This is a genomic window from Serratia bockelmannii, from assembly GCF_051803255.1.
Taxonomy (GTDB): Bacteria; Pseudomonadota; Gammaproteobacteria; order Enterobacterales; family Enterobacteriaceae; genus Serratia; species Serratia bockelmannii.
In genome coordinates this window covers 4,196,217-4,222,808 of the sequence record NZ_CP196512.1, presented here as the reverse complement: position 1 = coordinate 4,222,808, position 26,592 = coordinate 4,196,217, and the positions used below count along the sequence as shown (strand labels likewise).

General features: G+C 57.3%; 23 protein-coding genes. 11 read left to right on the top strand and 12 right to left on the bottom strand.

Annotation, left to right across the window (positions count from 1 at the left end):
* Positions 1–229: 229 nt before the first annotated feature.
* Together ACSJLU_RS20090 and ACSJLU_RS20085 are read right to left on the bottom strand one after the other, a co-directional pair.
* On the bottom strand, positions 230–1,462 hold the full coding sequence (locus ACSJLU_RS20090; protein WP_089196227.1) for a cysteine desulfurase-like protein: 1,233 nt from the start codon (positions 1,460–1,462) through the stop codon (positions 230–232).
* Positions 1,459–2,073 (bottom strand): 2OG-Fe dioxygenase family protein, encoded by a 615-nt coding sequence (locus ACSJLU_RS20085; protein ID WP_225735536.1) that lies wholly within the window; start codon positions 2,071–2,073, stop codon positions 1,459–1,461. Before ACSJLU_RS20085 ends, ACSJLU_RS20090 begins: the two co-directional genes overlap by 4 nt.
* A gap of 607 nt (positions 2,074–2,680) precedes the next feature.
* On the opposite strand from ACSJLU_RS20085, the gene ACSJLU_RS20080 reads away from it, so the two are divergent.
* The gene (locus ACSJLU_RS20080) at positions 2,681–3,406 is read left to right on the top strand and encodes a hypothetical protein (RefSeq protein WP_141998895.1); all 726 of its coding nucleotides are present in this window, start codon (positions 2,681–2,683) and stop codon (positions 3,404–3,406) included.
* Between the two features lie 73 nt (positions 3,407–3,479).
* The gene (locus tag ACSJLU_RS20075) at positions 3,480–4,739 is read left to right on the top strand and encodes a glycoside hydrolase family 75 protein (protein ID WP_141998893.1); all 1,260 of its coding nucleotides are present in this window, start codon (positions 3,480–3,482) and stop codon (positions 4,737–4,739) included.
* 58 nt (positions 4,740–4,797) lie between these two features.
* On the opposite strand, the gene ACSJLU_RS20070 is transcribed toward ACSJLU_RS20075, so the two are convergent.
* Positions 4,798–5,367: an HdeD family acid-resistance protein gene (locus ACSJLU_RS20070; RefSeq protein ID WP_141998891.1), complete on the bottom strand. Its 570-nt coding sequence runs from the start codon at positions 5,365–5,367 to the stop codon at positions 4,798–4,800.
* Between the two features lie 127 nt (positions 5,368–5,494).
* The gene (locus tag ACSJLU_RS20065; RefSeq protein ID WP_161781787.1) at positions 5,495–6,361 is read right to left on the bottom strand and encodes a LysR substrate-binding domain-containing protein; all 867 of its coding nucleotides are present in this window, start codon (positions 6,359–6,361) and stop codon (positions 5,495–5,497) included.
* Positions 6,362–6,550: 189 nt separating this feature from the next.
* On the opposite strand from ACSJLU_RS20065, the gene ycaC reads away from it, so the two are divergent.
* Entirely contained in the window at positions 6,551–7,180 is a 630-nt protein-coding gene (gene ycaC / locus ACSJLU_RS20060; protein WP_025304103.1) for an isochorismate family cysteine hydrolase YcaC, read from the top strand.
* Positions 7,181–7,368: 188 nt separating this feature from the next.
* A complete protein-coding gene (gene actS / locus ACSJLU_RS20055; RefSeq protein WP_049206129.1) occupies positions 7,369–8,118 on the top strand; it encodes an amidase activator ActS in 750 nt (249 codons plus the stop codon).
* Between the two features lie 34 nt (positions 8,119–8,152).
* On the opposite strand, the gene ACSJLU_RS20050 is transcribed toward actS, so the two are convergent.
* On the bottom strand, positions 8,153–9,010 hold the full coding sequence (locus tag ACSJLU_RS20050; protein ID WP_043142553.1) for an AraC family transcriptional regulator: 858 nt from the start codon (positions 9,008–9,010) through the stop codon (positions 8,153–8,155).
* A gap of 181 nt (positions 9,011–9,191) precedes the next feature.
* On the opposite strand from ACSJLU_RS20050, the gene ACSJLU_RS20045 reads away from it, so the two are divergent.
* Positions 9,192–10,961, top strand: a complete 1,770-nt coding sequence (locus tag ACSJLU_RS20045; protein ID WP_060448450.1) for an ABCB family ABC transporter ATP-binding protein/permease — start codon at positions 9,192–9,194, stop codon at positions 10,959–10,961.
* A gap of 9 nt (positions 10,962–10,970) precedes the next feature.
* Here the strand turns inward: ACSJLU_RS20045 and betI are convergent, their stop codons facing one another.
* Entirely contained in the window at positions 10,971–11,567 is a 597-nt protein-coding gene (gene betI / locus ACSJLU_RS20040; protein ID WP_025304099.1) for a transcriptional regulator BetI, read from the bottom strand.
* 158 nt (positions 11,568–11,725) lie between these two features.
* Between betI and ACSJLU_RS20035 the strand changes: the two genes are divergently transcribed.
* Positions 11,726–13,270, top strand: coding sequence for a BCCT family transporter (locus ACSJLU_RS20035; protein WP_049208178.1), 1,545 nt, complete (start codon positions 11,726–11,728; stop codon positions 13,268–13,270).
* A 6-nt stretch (positions 13,271–13,276) separates the two neighbouring features.
* Here the strand turns inward: ACSJLU_RS20035 and ACSJLU_RS20030 are convergent, their stop codons facing one another.
* Together ACSJLU_RS20030 and ACSJLU_RS20025 are read right to left on the bottom strand one after the other, a co-directional pair.
* Positions 13,277–13,708 (bottom strand): VOC family protein, encoded by a 432-nt coding sequence (locus ACSJLU_RS20030; RefSeq protein WP_049296182.1) that lies wholly within the window; start codon positions 13,706–13,708, stop codon positions 13,277–13,279.
* Between the two features lie 158 nt (positions 13,709–13,866).
* A complete protein-coding gene (locus tag ACSJLU_RS20025) occupies positions 13,867–14,784 on the bottom strand; it encodes a TIGR03571 family LLM class oxidoreductase (protein ID WP_025304096.1) in 918 nt (305 codons plus the stop codon).
* A 717-nt stretch (positions 14,785–15,501) separates the two neighbouring features.
* On the opposite strand from ACSJLU_RS20025, the gene ACSJLU_RS20020 reads away from it, so the two are divergent.
* Positions 15,502–16,719 (top strand): MFS transporter, encoded by a 1,218-nt coding sequence (locus tag ACSJLU_RS20020; protein ID WP_043139766.1) that lies wholly within the window; start codon positions 15,502–15,504, stop codon positions 16,717–16,719.
* A gap of 35 nt (positions 16,720–16,754) precedes the next feature.
* Positions 16,755–17,564 carry a MoaF C-terminal domain-containing protein gene (locus ACSJLU_RS20015; protein ID WP_038629879.1) on the top strand — a complete coding sequence of 270 codons (810 nt, stop codon included), beginning with the start codon at positions 16,755–16,757 and terminating at the stop codon, positions 17,562–17,564.
* Position 17,565: 1 nt separating this feature from the next.
* On the opposite strand, the gene lldD is transcribed toward ACSJLU_RS20015, so the two are convergent.
* The 3 genes from lldD to ACSJLU_RS20000 all read right to left on the bottom strand — a co-directional run bounded on the left by lldD (position 17,566) and on the right by ACSJLU_RS20000 (position 21,575).
* On the bottom strand, positions 17,566–18,705 hold the full coding sequence (gene lldD / locus ACSJLU_RS20010; RefSeq protein ID WP_380827947.1) for an FMN-dependent L-lactate dehydrogenase LldD: 1,140 nt from the start codon (positions 18,703–18,705) through the stop codon (positions 17,566–17,568).
* Positions 18,706–18,747: 42 nt separating this feature from the next.
* Positions 18,748–20,331 (bottom strand): L-lactate permease, encoded by a 1,584-nt coding sequence (locus tag ACSJLU_RS20005; RefSeq protein ID WP_380827949.1) that lies wholly within the window; start codon positions 20,329–20,331, stop codon positions 18,748–18,750.
* A 323-nt stretch (positions 20,332–20,654) separates the two neighbouring features.
* Entirely contained in the window at positions 20,655–21,575 is a 921-nt protein-coding gene (locus ACSJLU_RS20000) for a LysR family transcriptional regulator (RefSeq protein ID WP_049208175.1), read from the bottom strand.
* Between the two features lie 178 nt (positions 21,576–21,753).
* Between ACSJLU_RS20000 and ACSJLU_RS19995 the strand changes: the two genes are divergently transcribed.
* Both ACSJLU_RS19995 and ACSJLU_RS19990 read left to right on the top strand, forming a co-directional pair.
* Positions 21,754–23,406 (top strand): multidrug ABC transporter permease/ATP-binding protein, encoded by a 1,653-nt coding sequence (locus ACSJLU_RS19995; RefSeq protein ID WP_025304090.1) that lies wholly within the window; start codon positions 21,754–21,756, stop codon positions 23,404–23,406.
* A 388-nt stretch (positions 23,407–23,794) separates the two neighbouring features.
* Positions 23,795–23,908 (top strand): YmiA family putative membrane protein, encoded by a 114-nt coding sequence (locus ACSJLU_RS19990; protein ID WP_049232362.1) that lies wholly within the window; start codon positions 23,795–23,797, stop codon positions 23,906–23,908.
* A 183-nt stretch (positions 23,909–24,091) separates the two neighbouring features.
* On the opposite strand, the gene ACSJLU_RS19985 is transcribed toward ACSJLU_RS19990, so the two are convergent.
* Positions 24,092–25,312, bottom strand: a complete 1,221-nt coding sequence (locus ACSJLU_RS19985) for a CynX/NimT family MFS transporter (RefSeq protein ID WP_342096778.1) — start codon at positions 25,310–25,312, stop codon at positions 24,092–24,094.
* 503 nt (positions 25,313–25,815) lie between these two features.
* Here ACSJLU_RS19985 and agaR point away from each other — a divergent pair.
* Positions 25,816–26,589 (top strand): transcriptional repressor AgaR, encoded by a 774-nt coding sequence (agaR, locus tag ACSJLU_RS19980; RefSeq protein ID WP_004931804.1) that lies wholly within the window; start codon positions 25,816–25,818, stop codon positions 26,587–26,589.
* The last annotated feature ends 3 nt before the right edge of the window (positions 26,590–26,592 follow it).

Genomic DNA, 26,592 nt, shown 5'->3' with positions numbered 1-26,592 from the left:
GTGCAATGCGCTACCTCCGGCGTATCCGGTGACAACCGCACGATGCGCCGATCCCGGCTTCTTTTGCCGTTCCAGCATGAGTATGTTCATTATCCCCGCATTTCGTAACGGAGTGAAAGAAAGGCACGCATCAGCGTGCCGTGGACTCTCATGGAAGAAAAGGCGGGCAGTTTGATTCCTTTTCGCCCGCTCAACCCGATCAATAAGGTGAGCGGGCGATGTGGCCGGGTTAACTGAGAATATCTTCGGCGATCACGTTGAACAGCGTATCGATCTCGCCTTGAGTGTTGTAGTGCATCATGCCGATGCGCAGCACGCCGCCGTCCTGCAACCCTAGCTGTTGCACCAAGCCCAACGCATAGAAATGCCCGCTGCCGGCGCAGATGTTGTGCTGCCCGAGGCGGCGGGCGATTGCGTCAGGCGTATGGCCGCTGAAGGTCAGGGCGAAGGTCGGTGTGCGGCGCGCGCTGTCCGCCTGGGGATTGCCATAAAGCCGCACCCCGTCGAGCTGCTGCAGCCGCTGCAGGAAGTGGCGGCACAGCGCCTCTTCATGCTGGTGGTAGGCGGCGAAGCTCTCCTGCAAACGCTGCCTTAACGGTGCGCCCGGCGTCCCCCACTGCGCCAGATATTCGACAGCGGCCGCGACGCCGGCCAGCGCTTCGAAACTCTGAGTACCGGTCTCGAAACGGCCGGGGCCGACGTCGGTGGCCGGCTCGACTTTGTACGGACGCAGGCGCTGCAGCCACTGCGGCGCGATGTAGGCCATGCCGACGTGCGGGCCAAAGAACTTGTAGGCGGAGCACACCAGGAAATCACAGCCCAGCGCCTGTACGTCGATCAGGTTATGCGGGGCGTAATGAACGGCGTCGACATACACCTGCGCACCGACCCGATGCGCGGCTTCGACGATGGTTTTGATATCGACAATGCTGCCGGTGACGTTGGAGGCGTAGCTGACCGCCACCAGGCGGGTGTTGGCATTGATGCGCTCACACACTTTCGCGGCATCCAATGCGCAGTCGGCGCTCTCGAGCGGTATCTGATGCACCACGGCCCCTCTGTCGGCAGCGGCCTGCTGCCAGCTGGAGACGTTGGCGTAGTGATCCAGCGCGGTGACGATGACCTCATCGCCGGCCTGCCAGTCGCGGCTGATGATGCGGCTGAGATGAAAAGTCAGCGTGGTCATGTTCATGCCGAAGACGATGGTGTCGGCCGACGGGGCATTTAACAAGGCGCGCACCGATTCCCGCGCCTGGCCCATCACCTCGCCGGTGACTCGGCTGGAGAAGTAGTGGCCGCCCAGGTTGGCGTTGTATGCCCCCAGGTAATCCGTCATTTTTTCCAGCACGCCCCGTGAAACCTGCGCACCGCCGGGGCCGTCGAAAAAGATCGCCGGTTTGCCGTCGATTAGCTGGGACAGGGCGCTGAACTGGCGGCGGGCGAGCTCGGGAGTAAAGGTCATGCTTTCTCTCCCCGCGCGGTGAGGACGAAGAGGTCCAAATGGCCTTCTTCTGTTGGGCTCACGGCGTTGATCGGCGTGGCGTTGTGCCACAGTTTGCTGTCCGCCAGCAGCACGGCTTCGCCGTCCGCCAGCGCTTTTTTAAAGAAGGGATCGTGGTGACTGTCGTCATACAGCATGATTTCACCGCCGACGATGTTGTGCCGGTGAATGGCGATCATCGCGATGTGGTCGAAACCGTCCTGGTGAATGCCTTCCGGCGCCACCTGGGTGTCTTTCTCGATGGCGACCACGCGCATCTGGTGGATCTCTATCTCGGCGCCTTCCGGCAGTTCGTTGCTTTCTGCAAACAGGTTGCACATCTCTGCCATGCCGGCGCTCTGCAACACGGCGCTGTCGATAGGTTCGAAGCGGCGCACCACGTTGCCCTGAAAGTGGTTGATCTGATCCGACTGCATGAAAGTGCGCGGCCCCACTTCGGCGACGTTGGGGTTGAGGTATTTGACGACCGAGTAACGGCGCAGGCGATATTTTCCGTCGGCGTGTTGCGTGTGGGGCAAGGAGGAGAACGATGGCATCAGCTGTTGGGTGGCTTGCGGGCTTAGTACAGTCATACTTATTACGTTTTCGTGTTTCTGTAACATAATCACCTCTAATAATAATAATTTCTGATGTTGTAGGGGGTAATTCGATTGAATTGTAGACGACTCTATAACCAACGCAATTTGGCGGTGGCGAGGTGTGACGGCGGTCGTAAAGTGGGGTGAACAATAGAGAGGGGCGGTTGCATCAACGCGTTTTTCGGTGGTAATGAGAGGCAAACGTCATTTTTACAAGAGCATCCCAATCAAGCCTGGTTTACACCTGGCTAAGGAGTGGAGGCATGATAGAACACTACCTGTCAGATGAGGGGGTAGGGATAAGAGGACATATTATCGAATGCTGTGCACAATACTATCATATCTATTGGCGATTTTCCGTCAGGGCAGAGGTCTGCTTTATTATATTGAATGTTTTAACTTTAGTGAAAAGGAGCGGTGGTCAAAGATATTCTATCCAAGATTTTTATGCATAGGTAAACCATTGTTAAGAACAAAATATCAGACGATCGTTGATTTCTTAGATTTAAATTTCAAACTAAAAGTCTATAACTAGAAAAGTGGAGGAAAAAAAGTACTGAGCTATTTTTATAAATAAGTGTCTGTGTTGTGAGCTTAGAATATGAATAATCTATTAGCTTCATTATCATTAGCGTGGATGCTTTCTGGCTGTACTAGTCCTTATCCGATCCCGGTAGAAACACCTCGGCCCGCACCGTGGCCGGTCGAGGCAGAAAAAAAACCTAAGATTGATAACATTAAAAAAATCGCTTTGGTTTATCGGAATTTATGGCGAGAAAAATACATAAGTCTTTATCAGCAAACTTATGGATATAATGAAGTGGGTTTTTTTGGTACTCTCGTTGCTGTGATTTCGGCCGCAAGTGGTTCAGTGACCACTGCGATGTACAGTGGCGGCATTGCAGCTGGCGCTAATATCTTTCCCGGTCATTATAATTATGCAACGCAAATCTATAATTACAAGACGGCTGCGGCATCGGCTAATTGCATGTATGAAGCCGTTAACCTTTTAGATCAGGATATTGCGTTAATTATTAATGCTAACAAGGCATACTATACTGATATTGGAAATTATCTCTACCAGAATCTGGAGGATTTGGCCTATGAATTGGAGATCAGGCAGGCGGGTGTTGAATTAATCACGCCTAATCTTGATGCGTTGGCGGAAGCCATTAAAAAAGAACAACAAAATAAAGAAAGATTGCTGAGTGTCACAATGAGTCAAGGGAGTAAATTTTACAGTAAAGAAGACAAAGAGTTGGTGGTCGCATCTGTTAAATCGAAGATAAAACTCTGCCGAATTAATATGGCCGACAAGCCGTCATAATGTATCACGTATATCTTTTTGCTTGTCGGTAATATATATCGGTTGGTGCCATCCTTTCACCGAGGGTAACATTATGTCAAATATCATCTCCCACCCATGGAAAAATAACCGGACTTCCCCAGATGAGCCGGTCATGCCAGATCCTGTAGTTATGATTAAAGATGATGGCCATATTTTAATTATTGCCGATGCGGATACGGATGCCGATGGCAGTCCTGATGCCGAGGAAATCGATCCGACAGGGCAAAAGGAAACCAGCTTAAGAAGAGGGAATGGTTGGCGAGGTGAGGGAGATTATGTTAATGCACGTATTATTCCATATTTTGTTATTCCAGGTAATTGGAAGAAGATCACCGGGGTCGCTGTGAATATGGGAGATATGGCTAAAATAAATTATAAAAATAATCATATCTATGCAATCTGTGCAGACGTCGGTGGAAAAGATTCTATCGGAGAGGCCTCCATTGCCGCAGTCGAAGCGCTTGGCGTTAACCCATGGAGTAAAAATAAGAAAAAAATAATCAGGGGGATCGGATATGGCGTGACCTATGAGGTCATTGCAGGTTCTGCAAGCTTGGGGGCAACGGTGAGTTTTGAAACGATCCAGGCATATGGTAGAGAGTTATTCAAGGAAAACTTGCCTTTTAGTTTGCCGATGAAAATCGAAGATATCTCCGGTGTTATGTTAGGTAGTAATGGAAAGGGAACTCCGACGGTAGTTATCTCGTCGAAATCGGGAGAAAGTCATGTTAAAGAATATAGTGATACTCAGGAGCTCGCTCTGATACTGCAACTACTGCCCAAAACAAAGGTCACGATAGATGCACCGTTTGTTGTGCAACTGGCTGATGCCATGGTGTGGAATGATCAATTTCCCAGTAATGCTGAACGGTTTGTCGGGATGTTTAAAGAAGATTACCGTTCAATCAGGGAAGCAGTAGAAGACTGGTTTGTGCCGGAATACAGCCCTACCGCGACAAGTAATGCCTGTGTTGCACACCAGGTCAGTTGCCTTAAACTTTGTGACCTACCTTATCCGCAACTTGGCAGCATGCAGTCTATCAATGTTGATTATTTCGTTGAATGGGCTCTGGAGCAGGGATGGCAGAAGATAACCCACCGTGCGAGTTTGGCGCCGGGAGATATTTGTGTCTCTGGGCCGATTGGCCACCTCAAGGAATTTGACCATGTTTATTGCTTTGTCTCGTTTTCTGCCGAGCAGGTCGGCTATGCGGCTATTTTTGATAATCAATATTTTGGTATCCACCTACGTTCTCTCGATGGTATAGGTTCAACGATTGGGGAATGGCGTTACGCAATAAGAATGCCCTAGGGAATTTTTATTGGCGTGTTATTCAAAGCCGCCGCTCAAGGGAGTGGCGGCTACCGAGTTAGCTTTTTCTAAACAGATTCGCCGCCTGGAACAGCGCAAAGGAACTGACCAGCATCTCGATGCCGACGATCGCCGTCACCAGCGTGACCGACGCCGCCGGGCCTGAACCGATCAGCATCCAGGAGATGATCAAATCGAGCACGCCGATAACGAACTGCAGCCAGTTGCCCGGCAATCCGCGGCGCATATAGCCAGCCGCCAGGCGGGCGATGCCGCCGAGCGCGAACAGCACGGCGAGGTACACTGCCAGCGCCAGAATGCCCGCCAGCGGGCTGGTGATGAACACATAGCCGATAATCAGGTAGGCCACACCCAGCAGAATGCCGCCGATCATCGGCCAAGTATTCTGCGCTCGGTTGGCGATCATGGCGATAATCAGCCCGGCGCCGCTCAACAGCAGCAGGACGCCGACCACGATGCTCAGCGCCGCGCCGGAGGCGAAAGGATTAACCAGGCACACTATACCGCCCGCCAGCAGCAGGAAGGCGATGATCAGCAGGGTGGTGCGTTGCTTTTTGAGCAGTTCTTCGCTCAGGAGGGGCAGATTATTGCGATCAAGGTTTAGCATGTTACAGCTCCATTCTCTTTGTTGCGATCCTCGGGGGCACTCTATTTTTCCGAGCGCTCTATTATAGTAGTCACTTTTTAATCACTGCGGTAAATCCGGCGTGGCGTTTATGCTTGGTAGCGGCGTGTTATTCGGCCAGTTCATCAACGATGAAATCAATCAGCGCCCTTACCGAAGGGGGGAGTCCTTGTCTGGAAGGGTAAAACGCGACAATCTTGTGTTGTTCCAATGTCCAGTCGTCGAGCAGCGTTTTCAGGCTGCCGTCGAGCAGTTCCTGGCGGGCTAATTTCAGCGGCAGGCAGCCAACACCGACGCCTTTTACGATCGATTCCTTGATCAGGCGAATGTCATCGCACACCATGCGCGACTCGTTGTTTATTTTGACTTCGCGATCGGCTTGTTGAAACGTCCAGGCGGCCTGAAGATGGGTCGATAACCACCCGACCGTTGGCAAACTGGAGAGATCTTCGGGCGTATTGATACTTTGGTACTGAATAGTTGCAGAGGGGGCGACCATAAATGCGGTGGGCACAGCGCAAATTCGACGCATCACCAAGTTGCTGTTTTTGGGCTCATCGGCGATGAGTTTTAATGAGAGGTCATACCCTTCAGAAATAATATCCACGTTGCGATTAAATATTTTTACATGCAAACTGACCTTAGGGTATTGCAGCATGAATTTCGCCAGGACTTCCGTTAGGCCAAGATCCAGGAGAATGTTTGAGCAGGTTAGTTTTATTTTTCCAGTGGGTTTTTCGCTTTTGTTAATAATGAGACATTCCGCTTTCTCTGCGGTGCTAATCATCTGCAGGCAGTACTGATAATATTCTTTTCCTATATCGGTGACCATGAGGTTTCGCGTTGAACGCTGAATAAGTCTGACATTGAGCCTTTTTTCCAAATTGGATATTCGTCTTGATAGCGTCGATTTGGGTATACCAAACTTCTTACTGGCGGAAAGAAATCCACCGCATTCAACTACTCTGGCAAACATAACCATCTCATTGAAATCTATCATATAAAGTTGACCTTCCCAGTGGTGAGATACTCATTCCCAATAATCGTTCTATTTACCCGGCTGGTTCATTGCTAGCCTGATGTCGGAGCGTTTGAAAGCATGCTACATGCTTGGAATGCATGGGGCGATCGGAATTTGATGATTTTGATGATAAAGGAGAAGGGAATGACTTTTAAATATAACCGATTAGATAAGGCACAGGCCGCCGTGTTATTAGTCGATCATCAGACGGGGCTACTGTCCCTGGTTAGAGATCAGGATCCGGATAAATTCAAAAATAATGTTTTGGCGCTGGCCGATCTGGCTAAATACTTCAATTTACCGACGATACTGACCACGAGTTTTGAAAACGGACCGAACGGCCCTTTGGTGCCAGAGCTAAAGCAAACTTTCCCTGACGCCCCCTATATTGCTCGTCCCGGCAATATCAATGCCTGGGATAATGAAGATTTCGTCAAGGCGGTAAAGGCCACGGGCAAGAAACAACTGATCATCGCCGGCGTGGTGACCGAGGTTTGCGTGGCGTTTCCTGCGCTCTCTGCGTTGGAAGAGGGGTATGAGGTTTTCGTCATCACCGACGCATCCGGCACGTTCAATGCGATTACGCGCGATGCGGCTTGGGATCGCATGTCCCAGGCCGGCGCGCAGCTGATGAGTTGGTTTGGCGCGGCGTGCGAATTGCACCGCGATTGGCGAAATGATATCGAAGGGTTGGGGAACCTGTTCTCTCAACATATCCCTGACTATCGCAATCTGATGACCAGCTTCAGTTTGCTGACCTCAGGTAAACAGTAACCCCGGCATCGCTGCATGATTTGGCGCCTTATGGCGCCATTTTTCCTCCCGCCGATCGTGCCGCAGCGGCCTCCGTGCCAGTTGTTTTCCGATAGTTGCCTCTTTCCCGCTTTTTGACTGACCCGGCGCAAATGTTACACTGTGCGGCTGACGCGTATCAGAACCGAAAAGACGATTGGGGACAGGATTTGAGCACAGGAAGCAAGCTGGCGAGGTGGCGCCGCATCGCGGTGTGTCTGACATTGGGGCTATTGTTGGCCGGGTGTTCGGGTAAAAATACCTACAACCGTGACTACGACAAACTGCCGAAGGGCAGCTACACCGGCAAGTCTTACACCGTCAAACGGGGCGATACGCTGTACTACATCGCCTGGATCACCGACAGCGAAGTCAGCGATCTGGCCAGAATCAACAAGATACGCCCGCCTTATAGCCTGGAAGTGGGGCAAAAGCTGCGGCTGAGCGGCGGCGCACCGACCAAAACCGCCGCCACGCGCCGTAAAACGTCTTCCTCCGCTATCGCCAAGCAAACGCCACCGCCGGGCGCCGCACGTTGCTGGCGCTGGCCGACCAGCGGCCGGATCGTGCAGGCGTACTCCAATGCCGATGGCGGCAACAAGGGCATCGACATTGCCGGTAAGCGCGGCCAGCCGATCTATGCTTCCGCCAAGGGCAAAGTGGTGTACGTCGGCAACCAACTGCGCGGCTACGGCAACCTGATCATGATTAAGCACGGCGAAGACTTTATTACCGCCTACGCGCACAACGACACCACGCTGGTGCGCAACGGCCAGGATGTGAAAGCGGGGCAGAAGATTGGCACCATGGGCAGCACCGGCACCGATTCGGTGTTCCTGCATTTCCAGATCCGCTACCGCGCCACCGCGCTCGATCCACAGCGCTATCTGCCGCCGCAGGGATCGTCGCCGTCCTGTTAACATTAATCCGGCTCCTTACGGGGCCGGATGTCAGCTATTTCAGCGGCAGGTAAAGATCGGTCACCAGTTCATATTCCGCCACCTCGTGCACGAAGTTGTGGTAGTGGAAATAGAGCGGAAAGTCACGCAGCTCCTCGCCGCTGGCCGGCAACCACTCGCGGTACAGATAGTGGGCACTTTCCGAGAGCCCATCCAGCGAGCCGTGATGGCGCAGCACCGCGCAGCGTCCGGCCGGCAGCGTGCCGTTCACCACGCCAGAGGCGTTGTCCTCCGGGATCGGTGCAGTGACCTCGCCGCAAATGAAGAAGTGGAAGTCTTGCGCGTCGGTGGTGGCCGGATCGTGCGGTGCGATGCCGTAAGTGCGGCTGCTTCTGACCGGCGACAGGCCGCTGGTTTTGCGCCACTCGATAAAGCGTGCGGCGGTTTCGTTGACCAGCGCGGGCGGGCCGCTATGTTCGATCATCGCCACTGGCGTGGCCGGGAAATCGACAATGTCTACCTTCATGGGTTGTTTCCTTTTGTGTTTCGGCTCGGGAAAGCGCTGCTGCCAATCGATCCAGGCCGGCTGTTTGCGAAACTGGCTCGGCGTTTGGCTGAACGCCTGTTTGAAGGCGCGGCTGAAGGACTCCGGGTTTTGAAAACCGGCGTCCAGCGCGATGTCAATCACCGGCTCCAGCGGGTTATACGCCAGGCGGTAAGAGGCGCGTTTAAGCCTCATCCACTGGATATAACGCCACACCGAGATGCCGCAATACGCGCTAAACTGGCGTTGAAAGTGAAAGCGCGAAAAATGGGCCACTTCGCTCAGCGTGTCGACGGTAAGCGCCTCGTCCAGGTGGCGGTCGATATAGTCAAAGACCTGCGCAAAGCGCTTTGCATACGTCTGGGTCATGTGATTGTCTCCTCCATGCCTGAACTTTGCCCGAGTCGCTGCTGCTTCTCCTGACGGATGATGCTGAGTTGCCACCGCAGGAAAACGGAATGGCTGCGGCGTTCGCCGCCGGCCAGGCCAAACTCATAACCCCCGCGCGGCCATGCGCCGCGAGCCCGACCGAGAAGATGAATATTACATGATGGACCGTTCCCGTTTGCTGAAATTCCTACTGCCCTACCTGTGGCCGAAAGACAACCCGCGGCTGCGGGGGTATCTGGTGGTGGCCTTCGTGTTTATGGTGGCGGCCAAGGTCAGCACCACGCTGGTGCCGCTGGCCTACAAAGCGATGGTCGATGCGCTGAGCGGCGAGACGGCGAAAATGCTGGCGGTGCCGCTGGGGCTGATTATCGCCTACGGCGTGGCGCGGGTGGGCGGTGCGCTGTTTGAGGAGCTGCGCAACGTGATGTTTATCCACGTCAGCCAGAACGCCACGCGCCTCTTGGGCGTGCGGGTGTTTCGCCAGCTGCATGCGCTGAGCCTGCGATTTCATCTGGAGCGCCAGACCGGCGGGCTGTCGCTGTCTATCGAGCGCGGCACCCAGGCGGTGTCCACGGTGCTGTCGCGGCTGCTGTTCTCCATCGTGCCGATCCTGTTCGAACTCTCGCTGGTCACGGCAATCATGTGGCATATGCTGAACGGCTGGTTTGCGCTGGCGATCCTGACCACGGTCGGCTGCTACATTCTGTTCACCGTGCTGGCGGTGAGCTGGCGCACCCGTTTTCGCCGCGAGCTCAACAAGGCCAACGCCGACGCCAACAGCAAATCCATCGACAGCCTGCTGAACTATGAGACCGTGAAGTACTTCGGCAATGAAGCGTTCGAGGCCGAGCGTTTCGATCTGTCGCGCCGGCTGTACGAATACGCCGCCATCAAGAACCAATTCAGTTTTACCGCGATCAACCTGGGGCAAACCGCCATTATCTCGATCGGGCTGATCGTGATGATGGCCATGGCGGCACAGGGCATTACCCAGGGGACGATGACGGTCGGCGACTTCGTGCTGGTCAACGCCTACCTGCTGCAGCTGTATCAGCCGCTGAACTTCTTCGGCTTTATTTATTCCGAGGTGCGCCAGGCGCTGATCGACATGGAGAATATGTTCGATCTGCTGCAGGAAAAGCGTGAGATCGTCGATAGCCCGGATGCGCAGCCGCTGCGCCTCGATCGCGGCGAAGTGCGGTTCGACGCGGTCAGCTTCGGTTACGACACGCGCCGACCAATCCTCAAGCAGGTGAGTTTTACCATTCCGGCAGGCCACACGGTGGCGGTGGTCGGCGCCTCCGGCGCGGGCAAGTCCACGCTGTCGCGCCTGCTGTTCCGCTTCTACGACGTGCAGGGCGGCGCCATTACCCTCGACGGCCAGGACATTCGCCAACTGACCCAGGCCAGCCTGCGGCAGGCGATCGGCATCGTGCCGCAGGATACGGTGCTGTTTAACGATACGTTGCGCTACAACATCGGTTACGGCAAAACCGGCTCCAGCGATGAAGACATCGAGCGGGCGGCGCGGCTGGCGCATATCCATGATTTTATCGTCGGCCTGCCTGACGGTTACGACACCCGGGTGGGTGAGCGCGGGCTGAAGCTGTCGGGCGGTGAAAAGCAGCGGGTGGCGATCGCGCGCACCATCCTGAAAAATCCGGCCATCCTGGTGTTCGACGAGGCGACCAGCGCGCTGGATACCCAGACCGAGCGCGAAATCCAGGGGCATCTGCGCGAGGTGAGCCGCAACCACACCACGCTGGTGATCGCCCACCGGCTCTCCACCGTGGTGGATGCCGATGAGATCATCGTGCTGGAGGCGGGGGAGATCGTCGAGCGCGGGGGGCATGAGGCGCTGTTGGCGGCGAACGGCCGCTACGCTGCCATGTGGCAAACCCAGTACAGCGAAGAGCAGGAACCGCGCTGACGCTGCCGTTCACTCCGCCGATGGCGCGGCCCTGAGCCGTTGTATCACGTAGTCGCAGGCGATGCGGTAATCCTGCTGCAGATCGGTGTCATCCCCGGCCAGGCTACCGCGCAGCCAAAGCCCATCGATCATCGCCGCCAGCCCGCGCGCCGCGTCGCGCGCCTGCTGCAGCGGCAGCTCGCGGCGGAACTGGCTGCAAATATTGGAATAGAGCCGCCGATCGTTGGCGCGCTGTAGGCGGCGCAGCACCGGCTGGTGCATGCTGGCGGCCCAGAAGTCGAGCCAGGCGCGCATGGAAATAGCGTTGGTTTGGCTGGGGTGGAAGTTGCCCTGAATGATGGCGCACAGCTGCGACTGGCTGTCGCTTGCCGCCTGAGCGCGGCACTCGGCCACCGCGTCGCGCAGATCGCGCAGGATCTTGCGCATGGTCGCGCTCAACAATCCTTCTTTATCGCCAAAATAGTGGCTGACGATGCCGGTCGACAGCCCGGCCTCTTTCGCCACCTGAGAGAGGGTGACGCCGGCCAGCCCCACCACGCTGATGGTTTCGAAGGCGGCATTAATCAGCTGCTCCTTGCGCTGCTCAGGAATGTCTCTGCGGTACATATTTTCCCCAACTGATAGGCAAATCACACTTTGAATTTGATTGATTGAACGGTCAATCAATACTCTATATGCTGCGAAAATGTCAAATAAATGACGATAAGATGTTAACTGAAGGTTGCATTTAAATCGTCTGTCTTTCGCATCATGGAAGCCTGCCAATGACAATGAAAACTCCCCCATCGCTTGACGAAGAACCTGTCAGATTAAATGTCCCGGTATTTTTCGGTTCAGCGGCAGTGATCCTGCTGCTGGGATCGCTGGTCGTGCTGTTTCCCGCCGCCAGCAAACAGTGGTTGAATGTTGCGCAAAGCTGGGTGGCCGATGTGTTCGGCTGGTATTACATGCTGCTGATGGTCGCCTGCATGGCGTTCGTGTTCTGGCTGGCGCTGTCGCGCTTTGGCCATATTCGCCTGAGCCAGGATGACGAGCCGCCGCAGTTCAGCTACCCCTCCTGGGTGGCGATGCTGTTCTCGTCGGGCATCGGTATTGCGCTGGTGTATTACGGCGCCTATGAGCCGCTGGATCACTTCCTGTCGCCACCGGAAGGCAGCGGCGGCAGCGTGCCGGCGGCGCGACAGGCGATGGCGCTGACCTTTTTGCACTGGGGGCTGCACGGTTGGGCGCTGTACGCGTTGATCGCCACCGCGCTCGCCTATTTCGCCTATTGTCGCGGTTTGCCGCTGGCGCTGCGTTCGGCGCTGTACCCGATCTTCGGCGAGCGTATCCACGGTGGCGTCGGCCATCTGGTGGACAGCTTCGGCATTCTGGTGACGGTTATCTCGATGGTGACCAACCTGGGGATCGGCGCGCTGCTGGTGAACTCGGGGCTGTTTTACCTGTTCGACATCCCGCAAAGCACCGGCGTATTGCTGGCGCTGATCGTGGTGATGATGGTGGTGGCCACGCTGGCGGCGGTCACCGGCGTCGAGAAGGGCATTGCCATGCTGTCGAACATCAACGTCGGCTTCTTGTGCCTGCTGCTGCTGTTCGTGTTTCTGGCTGGCCCGACGCTGAACCTGCTCAACGGCATGTTGCAGAACCTCGGGGATTATCTGACCTCGCTCGTCAGCCGCAGCTTTGATATGTATCTGTACGGCAAGGCGCGCCAATGGCAGGGTGCCTGGACGCTGTTTTATTGGGCCTGGTGGGTGGCGTGGGCGCCGTTCGTCGGGCTGTTTATCGCACGCATTTCCAAAGGCCGCACCATCCGTGAACTGATCTTCGGCGTGTTGCTGATCCCGCTCGGGTTCACGCTGGCGTGGCTGTCGATCTTCGGCAATACCGCCATCAGCCTGGTGCTGGAAGGTGGGCAGGCGATCCTGGGGCAGGTAGCGCAAAGCGATCCGCCGATGGCGGTGTTCAAGCTGTTCGAATACCTGCCCTATACCCAGCTGACCGCCGGTTTCGTGGTGGTGATAAGCTTTGTGCTGTTCCTGACGCCGGTCGACTCCGGCACGCTGATGATAGCTAACCTCTCCTGCCAGGGCGGTTCCGCGCACGATGACGCGCCGGCCTGGCTGCGAGTGTTCTGGGCGGCGGTCACCACGCTGGTGTGCGCCGGGTTGCTGTACGCCGGCAGTTTCAGCGCGATGCAGACCGCAGTGGTGCTGTGCGGCCTGCCGTTCTCGGCGGTGATCGTGCTGTACATGGTCAGCCTGCGCAAGGATCTGCGCGGTTACGCCATGACGCCGGCGATCCCCTGAGGCGGTTTATTCGTCCGCGCGCGGCCGATGATGCACGTACTCGACAATCGTGCCGTCCGGTAGGCGCGCATTGAAACAGGCGCCGGTGGGCACTTCCACCGGGCCGAAGAAGATCTCGGCTCCGGACGCCAGCAGCCGCTGGTGGTAAGGGTAAATGTCATCGACCAGCAGCGTGCCGACGGTGCTGCGAAAAGGGCGCAGGTTTTCTTCCGCGCCTTCCAGGATCAGAAACGGTCCTACCGCTGCCAGCACCAACCGATGCTCGGGAAAGTCGAAACGCATATCCGCTTCCACGCCGTGCAGCTGCTCGTAAAACGCGATGGCGCGGTCAATCTCGCCTTCGTCGACGTAGACCCGGATCAGCACGCGCGGCTCGCGCAGCGATGAAGAGTCGGCGGTTTTGCGCCAAAAGCCCGCTTCTGTCAGTTTTGCCGTCATTGCTCATTCCTCATGGTGGCTCGTTTCCCCGTCATCATGCCGCCGTTTGGCCGCAGGGATTAGACTGAGTTGTTATGAACTAGCAGCGGCGGAAATAAAAAAGCCCCGGTAACGGGGCAAAGACCAGCTCAGGTCGGAATAGCGGGCTAAAGCGGGCGTCAGGCGCGATGGAATTCCGGTAACACCAGTTGGCCGATCTCCTGCATCGTCTCTTCCAGCGGCCGCTGGTTGCGGCGGAAATGCAGGCCGATGTGGTTGACCCCGGCGTCACGCATGGCGCTCAGTTCCTGAATCAACCCATTGCGGCCGCTCTTGATGCCGAAGCGATGGCGCTGAATCGGCGCGTCGGCGTTATCTGTGAGGTCGAGATGAATAAAGCTGACGTAGGGTTTGTCACCGGCCACGTTACGCCAGAGTTTGACCCGCGAAACGTGGTCCGCAGGCGTGCCGGGATACGACAGCCAGCCATCCATATTTTTTCCCACCCACTCAGGCGTTTGTTGCGCCAGCCCGGCGACCAGCAGCGGCGGCGGCGGCGTGGCCGGCAGCAGGCGCAATCCAGGCTGGAGCGCGCTGTCGGCTTCCCCTTTGAGAATGCCGACGCTGGTGCGAAAGCGTTCACCGCGCGCGGCGTAATCGGCGCCGAACAGCGGGTATTCCACAGGGCGATCGCCGCTGGCGACGCCGAGCAGCAGACGATCGCCGCTCAGCGTTTGCAGCGTGGAAGCCGCTTTGCGTACCAGCCACGGCTGGCGCAGCGGCAGCACCACGGCCGCGGTGCCCAGCAGAATATTGCGCGTCAGGCTGGACAGGTAGCCGAGGTAGGTAAAGGTCTCAAACACCTGCGCGGCGTCGCCGAAGTCCGGATCGTACAGCGGCACGTCGCGAACCCAGGCGGCGCGAAAGCCGAGCTCATCGGCCAGCTTGATGCGCGCAGCGTGTTCGCTCATGTCCGGCACGCCGAACGGTCGCCCATCCTGCTGGCGTTTCAGCTGCCCGCTGGTGGACCAATCATTGTCCAACGGCAGCTCAATACCGATGGAAAGCGGCTCCCGGGTTAGTTTTTCGATGCTCATGTGTCACTCCGTCTCAGGCCTTGCGGCGCGGTGTCGAACGATGGCACGAAGTGTTGCATGGCGATTAATTGAGATAAACAGCCCTAATCGCAATAGATAATTGCTGTTGCGAGCACAATGACTTTGCAGGATACGGCATGATTGCCGTGATTTACGTCACGCTCTGCGCTTTTGTTATTGTCCAGATGAAATGATGTAACCCTGCCAATAGCCTTTCCCTCGTAAGAGTTATTTTGTTGTGCGGCCATGAAACAAAACGAAATGATTCAATAGATAAAAACGAATCCGAATGTTGCCTATAGCTCACTGAAAGCGGATGACCAATTAATAAACCTAAAGAGTGAATGATGAGATTATTCGCCGCTGGCGTGAAAATGGGCGTTTTTAACCGCGGGAAAATACCCGTTATTATTTTATTGTCTGTAAAAACAAAGGAATAAAATATCTGATTGTGATAATGCAATTTTAAAATAGTACCGGATAAAAACTTCATTCGTCTCTAAGAACGCGCCGGTTGACAGACCGTCGGCTTACGATAATTTTATGTCATTAACATGTTAATGAGTTGTTGTCGTGACGGAGGGCCAATTTCTCTCTTGGCCGAGCGCTTAACATACTTATGCCATGGCGGCTTGCCATTCATAAGTTAACTTATGGACAAATGACGCTATGAATACATCGCCAGGGCCTCGCCGCGCATTAAGTGAAGAGAACCGGTTGCTGATTATTTTATTTTTTGTCTTCGGCTGCGTGTTCGTCGATCGTCTGACCATCTCGTTTCTGTTTCCGATGATTGCCGCCGACCTCAAGCTCAGCAACGTGCATCTCGGCACGCTGTCGGCGGTGCTGGCATTGACTTGGGCGCTATCCGGCGCGGGGCTGGGGGCGATAGCCGATCGCTTTAATATCCGTAAACCGATGTTGATCCTGTCGATCCTGGTGTTTTCACTGTTCTCCGCACTGTCGGGGCTGGTCAGCGGGTTTGCCATGCTATTGATCTTCCGTGCGCTGATGGGGATCGCCGAAGGGCCGGTTTTGCCGATCGCGCAATCGTTGATGGTGGAAAAATCGCAGCCGCAGCGCCGCGGTTTCAACATGGGATTGATCCAGGGCGCGGCGCCGGGGCTGCTGGGCGGCATTATCGCGCCGCCGCTGATCATCTATCTGGCGCAGAAGTGGGGCTGGAGCATGGCGTTTCACCTGACCGCCGTGCCGGGCATCATTCTGGCGTGGTTGATCTATCGCCATGTGAACGGCAAAAAAGATCCCGCCTTTATCGCCGCGCCGGCGACCGGTAAGGCGGCGGGCAAAGCCGCTTACGGCGAGCTGTTCAAAATCAAGAACGTGGCGCTGTGCATTCTGATTTCCTGCGTGTTCGTCACCTGGTTCATGATCATCATTACCTTCACCCCTAACTTTTTGGTGACCGACCGTGGCTTCGGTGAAGGCACGATGGGCGGCATCATGAGCGCCATCGGCGCCGCCTGGGTCTTCTGGGGCGTGGCGGTACCGGCGATCTCCGATCGCCTTGGGCGCAAACCGACGCTGATTTTCTTTTCGCTGCTGGCGGTGTGCTGCCCGCTGTTCCTGAGCTACGTCGACAACCCGTGGCTGCTGGGCGTGCTGGTGTTCCTGTCTTATACCGGCCTCGGCTGCTTCACGCTGTTTATGGCCACCATCCCGTCTGAAACGGTATCGCCAGCCCGTATTGCCACCGCATTAGGGCTGGTGATGGGGATCGGCGAGGTGATTGGCGGCTGCCTGGCGCCGTTTATCGCCGGGCTGATCGCCGATCGCTATGGCCTGGTCAGCGTGATGTGGCTGGCGGCTGCCGGCGCGGTCTGCGCCGGCGTACTGAGCTGTTTTCTCGATGAAACTGCACCCGCGGTGGTGAGCCGCAGAACGGTGAAACCGGCGAGCGTCGCCGACGTGTAAGACGGTTTTATCCCATTCAATCAAGGAGAGCGAAGATGTCAGCAGAACAATCCGTACTGAATCAAAATGCCGAACCGGACTGGAAGAATTACGACGATTTCGCACGCGGCATCGACACCAACCGGCTGCCGGGCACCCAGGACTGGCGCGGCAAAACGTTGCAGATCGCCTTTGAAGACGGCGGGGACTTCACGCTGCGTTTCAGCGCCGATCGGCAACGGGTGCTCTGGGCCTGGGGCGGGGAGAGCGGCGAGGACGCTTACGAAGAGGTGCAAACCTCCGCCGCACGCTATTTCTTCAATATTCCGCTGCAGTCGCCGGGCAACGAATGCCTGACGCTGGTGCTCAACCGCGACAGCGGCCGGGCGCTGCTGGTGCGCAGCACGCTACTGCCTGAACATGCGGTAGAAAAGGGGTCTCGCCTCAAGCAAAGCTTCCACGTTGGGCTGATTGCAGGCGTCACGCCGGGCGGCATCGCACCGCATTTGACCCGCGAGCTGATCGGCTATCGCACGCTGAACGTCTACAGCCCCAACCATTACTACGAGCACTTCTACGTCAACACCGAGCGCTACGCCTGGCAAAACCTGCGCGGCGAACAGTTCGGCCACGGCGACATGGACTACGCCACTTACTACAAGTTTGAGGATGAGATGTTCCTGTTCACCTTCCGGGAAAAGATTATCCCGGTGTGCTCGGTGTTCTTCTTCGACTTTATCTCCGGACGCTGCACCGGCACCTTCCTCGGGCTGGACGCCGCCGGCCGGGTGCTGGTGTCACCGGCCGGGGCATTCATCAGCAAGATGAGCTACAACGCGTACCCGGAGGGCGTGCAGCCGCTGTGAATCAGGCGTTTCTGACCAGCGATCCGGCGTTGATCTCCGTGATGGATTTCGCGCCGGTGAGCGTCATAGCGACGCGCATTTCCTTGTCGATCAGATCCAGCAAGTTGGCCACCCCGGCTTCGCCCGCCGCCGCCAGCGCATAGACGAAGGCGCGCCCCAGCAGCACGCTGTCGGCGCCCAGCGCGATCATGCGCACCACGTCCAGCCCGCTGCGGATGCCGGAGTCGGCCAACAGGGTAATGTCGCCTTTCACTGCGTCGGCGATCGCCGGCATGGCGCGCGCGGTCGACAGCACGCCGTCCAGCTGGCGGCCGCCGTGGTTGGAGACGATGATGCCGTCGGCGCCGAAGCGCACCGCGTCTTTGGCGTCTTCCGGATCCAGAATGCCTTTGATGATCATCGGGCCGTCCCAGAATTCGCGGATCCACTCCAGATCTTTCCAGGAAATCGACGGATCGAAGTTGGCGCCCAGCCAGCCGATGTAGTCTTCCAGGCTGGTCGGTTTGCCGCGGTAGGCCGAGACGTTGCCCAGATCGTGCGGCTTGCCGAACAGGCCGACATACCAGGCCCACTGCGGATGGGTAAACGCCTGCAGCACGCGGCGCAGGGCGGCGTTAGGGCCGCTCATTCCCGAGTGGGCGTCGCGGTAACGGGCGCCGGGCACCGGCATGTCGACGGTAAACACCAGCGTTTTCACGCCGGCGGCCTTGGCGCGCTCCAGTGCGTTGCGCATAAAGCCGCGATCTTTCAGCACGTAGAGCTGGAACCACATCGGCCGATCGATCGCCGGCGCTACCTCTTCGATCGGGCAGACCGACACGGTGGACAGCGTGAACGGAATGCCTTTTTTGGCCGCGGCACGCGCGGCCTGCACTTCGCCGCGGCGGGCGTACATGCCGGTCAGCCCCACCGGCCCCAGCGCTACCGGCATCGCCAGCTGCTCGCCGAACAGCGTGGTCTCCAGGCTGAGTTCGGACATATTGCGCAGCACGCGCTGGCGAAGGGCAATATCGGCCAGATCTGCGGTATTGCGCTTCAGCGTATGCTCCGCGTAGGCCCCGCCGTCGATGTAGTGAAACAGAAACGGCGGCAGTTTGGCCTGGGCGGCGGCCCGGTAGTCGGTTGACGCGGAGATGATCATAGTGTTTACCTTCTTGTCTTGCTTGCGATAACGAGTGTTCAGTCAGAGCGTGAGGATCGCTGCCATACCGGCCGCAATCCCGCCGTACGCCAGCATCGGCAGCACGGTCTTTCTGATGATTTTGCCTTCGGCGTTACCGATCCCGAGGATCGAACAGACCGCGATAATGTTGTTCAGGCACACCATGTTGCCCATGGCGCCGCCGACGGACTGCAGAGCCAGCGTCAGATTGATGTCAAGGCCGCTGCTCTGGGCGATCGATTGCTGAATACCGCCGAACGTCAGGTTCGAAACGGTATTGGAACCGGAGAAGAACGAGCCCAGCGCACCGAGGAACGAAGAGAACAGCAGCCAGCTCTCGCCGGTCAGCGCCGCCAACGCTTTCCCGATCAGGATCACCGGCGCGTTGTCGCCGCCCTGCATCATCAGGTTGACCATCACCAGCGCGCCGAAAAGCGCGATAAAGGGCCGCGCGATGCGCCCGCCGGTTTCGCTGAACATTTGCCGCACCTGGCCGCCATTCAGACGGAACAGCGGAATACACAGCACCACCACCAACAGGAACGGGATCAGCGCCGGGACATACAGCGTTTTGTAGCCGGCGGCGGCGGAGGTGCCCAGTACCTGCTGCAGTTCGACGATCAGCGCCTGACTAATGCGCAGCTCCCCGAGCCAGCCGAGGTTTTCCTGCCACAGCAGCGTGGTGTTGTTGAGCAGCGCCTTCAGGCCCAACTGATGCACGCGCGTCACTATCAGAATAGCAATCAGTAGCAGGGTCGGGGTCATGGCCTTGACCACCTGCAAGAACGGCACCGCCTGCCCGGCGTTCTGCAGTTTGTCGCTGCGGGCGAGACCGATGCCGCCGCGTGCCAGCAGCACCGAGAGCGCCAGGCCGATGGCGCCGCCGACCAGCGCCGGGAACTCATAGTTCACCTGGGCCAGCAGCAGATAGGGCAGGGTGCAGCTCAGCACGCTGAGCAGGATAAACGGCAGGTTACGGCGGATATCCTGCCAGGAAACGATAAAGCGCAGCGCCAGCAGAGGAATAACGAAGCCGGCGATGAAGTGGATCAGCGCGGTTTGCCGGCCGATCTCCAGCAGGCTGGCGTCCGACAGGCCGAGATTGGCAAAGCCGAACCAGGTGGGGGTGCCCACGGCGCCGAAGGAGACCGGTACCGAGTTCATTACAAGCGTCAGCAGGGCGACGCGCAGCGGGTTGAAGCCCAGCCCGACCAGAATCGGCGCGGCGATGGCGGCCGGGGTGCCGAAGCCGCTGGCACCCTCGATCATAAAGGCGAATGCCCAGCCGATAATCATCAGCTGAGCCACGGGATTGGGGCTGATGGTTTCCAGCCAGCGCCGCACCACGTTTTCCGCGCCGCTTACCTGCATCAGTTTGTTGAGCAGGATGGCGCCGGCGATGATGGTGATCGGCGTCAGCGTCGACACCAGCGCGGTGATGATATTCGCATGCAGCAGCCGCAGCGAGGCATCGAACCACAGGAGCTGTACGGCATACACCGCGGCGGCCGTCAGCGGCAGGGCGAGATAAGAGGGCACGCCATTCCTTTTGGTCATCATCCAAATCAGTAGGACGATGGGCGCAATACTAAAAAGCAGGGGCATAAGATCCTCAGGGTTATTATTTTTATGGGCAGAGATATGTAGCTGAAAGGTTAATTACCGCAACATTTTCATTCTAATCACAACGTTGGTGACGATGCCATGCGGTAATTTTTTAACATCGGCGAACGGCGTCGGCGGTGAGAAAATCGCCGGTAGAAGGGGTTAAATTAATTGATTTAAAATCAGTGTGATAGGGATCTTTGCTGTGTGATGAGTGCGCGAGCTCACATTAATTAGGCGCTAATGTTCAATAGATTATGTCCAAAAATGCCGTAATCCCCGCGGTCTTTTGCGGCAGCGGGGAAATAATCAGAGAGGACCATTCAGAAGTAGTGGCTGATATTTTGGTAGGAACCGATGATATGTTCGATCAGCAGGCGAGTTTTTAACGGCAGATTGCGGGTGTAAGGATAGACGGCGTAAATGCCCAATACCTTGCCGCAGTGGCCGGCCAGGATCTCCGTCAGTTTGCCGTCCTGCAAATCCTCATACACCATGCAGCGCGGCACCATGGCGATGCCGTGGCCGCCGATCACCGCTTTGCGGATCGCCCGCGCATTGTTGGCCGACAGGTTGCCGTTAACCTGCAGCTCGTAGATTTCGTTGCGCCCCGGCCGTTTCATCAGCCAGTTGGCGGTGCCGCTCTCCTGGTAGGTGTAGGTCAGGCAATTGTGGCCGAGCAGGTCTTCGGCGCTGCGTGGTTCCGGGTGGCTTTCCAAATAGCCCGGCGAGCAGACGATCACCCAGCGGGAATCGAAGATCGGCCGGGCAATCAGGCTCGAATCTGGCATAGTGCCGGTACGGATCGCCAGATCGATGCCTTCTTCCACCAGATCGACGAAGCGGTTTTCCAGCCGCATTTCGACCTTTAGACTGGGATGCAGTGCGCAAAACTCCGCCACGCTCTCGCTCAGCAGCAGCTCGCCCGAAATGGTCGGCACCGACATGCGGATGGTACCGGTTAATTCTTCGCTTTTTTCGCTGACGGCGTACAGTGCCTCCTGCACTTTGGCGCCGATCTCTTTGGCCTGTTGGTAGAGCGCCTGGCCGCTTTCGGTCAGCGTCAGGCTGCGCGTGGTGCGGTACAGCAGCCGGGCGCCCAGGGATTTCTCCAGCCGCCCGATGCGTTTACTGACCACCGAACTGGTGATGCCGGCGCTCTCCGCGGCCTTGCTGAACGAGCCGTAGTCGACAATCAGGGCGAACAGAATCAGGTCGTTGGCGTATTCGTGAGTGGCGAGCATAATCGGCTGTTCCCTTCAGCGGATAGAGGCGTCAGTGTAAGTCTCTCGTTTCAATAAGCAATCATCAAAATGTCCTTGGCGTCGAAATCAGAGGCTGCGCGAGCAATGAGAATTCGTCTTGATCTCATTCTCGTGCCGCTTACAATGCCTGCCAGATCGCGACTTCAGAGGTTTTTTCATGGAACTGCTACGGGTGGTTTATCACCAGTATCGTTGGCCATTTCTGGCGGTTATGGCATTGACCATGACCAGCGCCGGCTTAGGCATCGGTATTATTGCGTTTATCAATCAATACCTGATGGACGCCGGCGGCGATGCGTTGGCCGTACTGCCAATGTTTCTCGCCCTGCTGGCATTGCTGATGGCGGTCACGCTGGGATCGCAATTGGCGCTGACGACATTGGGCCATTACTTCGTCTACCGCCTGCGCGGGCAGTTAGTGAAGCGCATCCTGGATACCGATATTGAACGCCTTGAACAGTTAGGCAGCGCCTCATTGTTGGCGAGTCTGTCCAGCGATGTCCGCAATATCACCGTCGCCTTCGTGCGCTTGCCCGAACTGGTGCAAGGGGTGATTTTAACCTTGGGGTCGGCGGCCTATCTGGGGTGGTTATCGCCGAAAATGTTGGCGGTGACGGCGGTGTGGGTCGCCGTCACCGTGGTGGGCAGCGGCTGCCTGGTCTCGCGGGTTTATCGCCATATGGCCAGTTTGCGCGAGTCGGAAGAGCGTCTCTATCATCATTACGAATCGGTGATTGACGGTCGCAAGGAACTGACGTTAAACCGCAAGCGAGCGCAGGCGCTGTACGAACAGACCTATCAACCCGATGCGCAAGCTTACCGCCACCATATCATTCGCGCCGATACCTTCCATTTGAGTGCGCTCAACTGGTCAAATATCATGATGTTAGGCGCGATTGGGCTGGTGTTCTTTATGGCTAACAGCCTGGGATGGGCGGACTCGGCGGTGGCTGCCACCTATTCCCTGACGCTGCTGTTCTTGCGCACGCCATTACTGCAGGCGGTGGGGGCGTTTCCGACGCTGGTCAGCGCCGAAGTCGCCTTCAACAAGCTGAAGACGCTGCACTTGGCCGAGTACCAACCGGCGTTCCCTGTCGCCGCCTGCCGTTCCTGGCAGACGCTGGAGCTGCGTGACGTGGTTTTTCACTATGCAGATAAGGAACAGCAGCCCGGTTTTGCCGTCGGGCCGCTTAATCTGACGCTGCGGCGTGGCGAGCTGGTCTTTTTGATCGGCGGCAACGGCAGCGGCAAGTCAACGCTGGCGATGCTGTTGACCGGATTGTACCGACCGGTGAGCGGCCACATCGTGCTGGATGGCGTCGCCCAGACCGCGGCGGATATGCCGGACTACCGCCGGCTATTTTCGGCGATTTTCACCGATTTTCATCAGTTCGATCGTTTACAAGGGCCGGAAGGCGGTGAACCCGATGCGAAGCTGGTCGCCGCCTGGCTCGAGCGGTTGAATATGAAAAGCAAACTGCAGTTCGACGGCACCAGGGTGACCAATCCGCAACTGTCGCAGGGGCAGCGCAAGCGTCTGGCTTTGCTGCTGGCGGTGGCGGAACAACGCGATATCTTGCTGTTGGATGAATGGGCCGCGGATCAGGATCCGCAATTCCGGCGCATTTTCTATCGTGAACTATTGCCAGAACTGCGTGCGCTGGGCAAAACGGTGTTTGCCATCAGCCATGACGATCACTATTTCGAATACGCCGATCGGTTGCTTGAGATGCGCTCGGGTCATTTACGTGAGCTGACCGGCAGCGAGCGTGAACATGCCAGCCGGGATTCCGTCAGCAGAATCGGTTAACTCACGCCGGCCCGGGCGAGACCAAAGCGGGCCGGTGCTTCTCTTCGTATGATCCCAGTATGTCGTTTCATTTTATCCCCCGCCTTTAGCGCTGTCTGTTGTCGATTTGGCTTACGGCCAGTCAAATAATTGATAGTTGAATTATTTACTAGTGGTTTAATTTTGACCTTTCAAGGTATGACACACTGCACGTTCGTTCGCCTATCAATTCAAGTTATCGCCTGCCGATAACAGTGATATCCACGGTGCCGTTCTTACCAGGGCGGTAATGCAGATCTATGGCTAGCAGCTGTTTTTTAAATTTCCATAGGAAAAAACGACTTTATTGATCGTTAAAACAGATCGATAATTAATGTTTGAATGGTTTAATCTATTGGTTGAGGGCGCTGTGGTGAGCAAGGATGGATCTGATATCAAACGTAGAGCATGGCTGTGTGTGTTTATCGGTAGCGGGCTATTCTGGCTGTTAACCGCCGCCGTGATTTACTGGTTACTGAGTTAGCAGGTTAAGCAGGAAGGCGATTCGTGAACAAAAAGCAGGCTAAAAACCGTGAGGGCGCTGAGCGTCGCGCACCGTCCAAAATTCCGCCGTCATGGGTGCTGAGCGATGAGCAGCGCGCCTTTATTGAAGATTTATGGCAGGACACCGACTCTGAGGCGGCGCGGCCCCCATCGCGCCGCAGCGTTAGCTGATCACGCGGCTGCGGCCGGCCAACGCGCCGAACAGCATTTGCAAGACGGTCAGGCACAGCAGGGCGATCAACGGCCAGCGCCAGCCTTCCGTCAGATCGTGCAGTAAGCCAAATAGGGTGGGCCCCAGCGCCGCTAACAGATAACCGACGGATTGCGCCATACCCGACAGCAGCGTCGCCTGATGATGATGCTGACTGCGCAATCCAAAGAACGACAGCGCCAGCACCAGCGAACTCCCCGCCCCCAACCCGGCAAACGTCAGCCACACCAGTGAACTGGCGGGTTGCACCAATAATCCCCCGACGCCGATGAAGATCAGCAGCGAGCTGCCCAACGCTATTGCCCGCTGATCGCGCGCACGCGGCAAAATCACCACCATGACAAAGTTGGCGACGATTGCCACCACCTGGTAAACGAACAGTTCGAAACCCGCCTGCTGAGCGGAGGTGCCGTGGCTGGCGGCAAAGGCGCTGAACCAGCCGATGATGGTGTAGAAGGCGATCGATTGCAGCCCCATGAACATCGCTACTTGCCAACCCAGTGCGCTGCCCCAGGGAGAGCGATAGCGTTGCAGCTCTGTTGGCTGCGGCTCTTTGGCGACGGGGGTGGCGGAGCGCCGCAGCTGCGGCAGCCACACCAACAGCGCCAGCAGCGCGGGCAAACCCCAACACAGCAAAGAGAACCGCCAGCCGAGGTTGGCCAGGGAGGCCAGTGGCACGGCCAGGCCGGAAGCGATGGCGGCAACCAGTGACATCACCGCCGCATAGGCAGCGATCATCGCGGCGGCGCGATGTGGGAAATCTCTTTTCACCAGCGTTGGCAGCACCACGTTGGCGAAGGCGATGGCGGCGCCGATCAGGACGCTGCCCGGCCAGAGCATGGCGTCTTGCGGCAGGGAACGTAGCACGATACCGCAGACCAGCAGCGCGAGGGCCAGGCCCAGGGTGCGCTCGATGCCGATGCGTTTCGCCAGCGCTGGGGTCAGCGGCGAGAGAATGGCGAACAGGATCAGCGGCAGTGAGTTGATCAGGCCGGCGGCGGTGGCGGACAACGCCAGCTGTTGCTGGATCTGCTCCAGCAGCGGGCCGACGCTGGTCAGGGCGGCGCGCAGGTTGGCCGCGATCAGCATAATGCCGACGATCAGCAAAATAGGGCAGTGTAACCGGCGACGCGGGGTCGCGGTGGACGCTGGGGATGAAGCGGGTTGCGGCATGGGTTCCTCGCACCAGGGCATGCAGTCAATCAGCGCTGCATGGCGTGATGCGTTGATTGACGTTAACGCTTACGTACCGACAAGGGGCCGATATCTGATCGCAAGTGTAGGGAAGATGGCTCGTACTGACAAGGGGATGGCCCGGCGGGATGGTGGCGGTTAATGCCCGCCGGCCGCAGGATAATTATCATTATGTGATCCTGGTCACTGAGTGAACTAAAAGTCATGGCGTGGGGCGCACCATGCGCCGCTTTCGCTTTCCGTGCAGCCCACGTCTCAGCGCTCCGGGGGTTAGCGCTCGTCATGGCATTTCATTTTTCTCCCATTCCACTTTTTGCTTTTCGATTCGTTTCGATTCGAAAGGTTTTTTGGCGGTTTTTTTGCTAAAACGGGGCTGTAAGCCCGATCACAATTTCATTGCTTTCGCTTTGCTGTAATGCCAGCGCAGTAGAGCGAAAGCCATCTTCTCCCCGGCGTTGCCGGAAACCTGAGGACCGCAGCTCATGCCAGTGAATACCGCAAAGCGACGTGAACACATCATCGATCTGTTATGCGAGCACGGCAGCGTGCGCGTGGAGCAGCTCAGTAAGCAGTTTGCGGTATCCACGGTGACGATCCGCAACGATCTGCGCTTTCTGGAACGAAAAGGGTGTGCGCTGCGCGCTTACGGCGGCGCAATGCTCAATCAGCAATTCGCTTTCGATCGGCCGTTACGGGACAAAGGGCGGTTGAATCGCGACGTCAAAACGCTGATCGCCAACGCGGCGGCCGGCTATGTGCGCGATGGCGATGCGTTGATCCTCGATTCCGGTTCCACCACCGCGCAGATCGTGCCGTTCCTGAAGGGGCGGCGCGATCTGGTGGTGATGACCAATGCGCTGAACATTGCCTACGAGCTTTCGGGAAACGACGGGGTGGAAGTCATGGTGCTGGGGGGCAGCGTGCGCCGCAACTCTTACTCGCTCTACGGTCCGGCTGCCGAGCAGCAATTGCGTCAGTACCGCTTCGACAAACTGTTTTTGGGCGTCGACGGGTTCGATCTGAGCGCCGGCATCACCACGCCTCACCCCGGTGAGGCGCACCTCAATCGCGTGATGTGCGAGGTGGCGCGCGAGATTATCGCGGTGGCGGATGCCAGCAAATTCGGTCGCAAGAGCTTTTGCATGATTCGCGAAGCCGGACAAATCCATCGGCTGATCACCGACAGCCGTCTTCCGGACGATTACGAGCGGGCGTTAACCGAGCTGGGCGTGGAGGTCATCATCGCCGATCGGTAGCAG